Here is a 908-nt window from a genome sequence, read left to right as displayed (position 1 = left end):
CACCCCGAGGTGTACGTCCTCGCGCTGCCGTTCTTCGGCATCGTCTCCGAGGTCTTCCCGGTCTTCTCTCGCAAGCCGCTGTTCGGCTACGCCGGCCTGGTCTTCGCGACCCTCGCGATCGCCGCACTGTCGACGGCCGTGTGGGCGCACCACATGTACGTCACCGGCGCGGTGCTGCTGCCGTTCTTCTCCTTCATGACGTTCCTCATCGCGGTCCCGACCGGCGTGAAGTTCTTCAACTGGATCGGCACGATGTGGCGCGGCAAGATGACCTTCGAGACGCCGATGCTGTTCGCCCTCGGCTTCATCATCACCTTCCTCTTCGGCGGTCTGACCGGCGTGATGATGGCCTCGGCGCCGATCGACTTCCACATCTCGGACACGTACTTCATCGTGGCGCACTTCCACTACACGCTCTTCGGCACCATCGTGTTCGCCACGTTCGCCGGCGTGTACTTCTGGTTCCCCAAGATGACGGGCCGGATGTACGACGAGCGGCTCGGCAAGATCCACTTCTGGTTGATCTTCATCGGTTTCCACACGACGTTCCTGGTACAGCACTGGCTGGGCAACCAGGGCATGCCGCGCCGGTACGCCGACTACCTGGATTCGGACAACTTCACGGTCCTCAACCAGATCTCCACGGTCGGTTCGTTCATCCTCGGCATCGCGATGCTGCCGTTCATCTGGAACATCATCAAGAGCTGGCGCTACGGGGAGATCGTCACGGTCGACGACCCGTGGGGCGCGGGCAACTCCCTCGAGTGGGCGACCTCGTGCCCGCCTCCGCGCCACAACTTCGTGACGCTGCCCCGGATCCGCTCCGAGCGCCCCGCGTTCGAGCTGCACTACCCGCACATGAGCGAGCGGATGCGGGCGGAGGCCCACGTCGGGGGCCGTCGCAAGGC

1 protein-coding gene is annotated in these 908 nt (G+C 64.3%); it reads left to right on the top strand.

Going from position 1 to position 908, the window contains the following annotated elements; translation table 11 throughout:
* The coding region (locus NR111_RS18225; protein WP_256821626.1) for a cbb3-type cytochrome c oxidase subunit I at positions 1 to 908 on the top strand (908 nt) is incomplete at both ends.

Source organism: Dietzia sp. Die43 (assembly GCF_024519835.1).
GTDB classification, from domain to species: domain Bacteria; phylum Actinomycetota; class Actinomycetes; order Mycobacteriales; family Mycobacteriaceae; genus Dietzia; species Dietzia kunjamensis.
The sequence above is the reverse complement of the archived record's forward strand: the minus strand, read 5'-3'. Positions and strand labels throughout refer to the sequence as shown.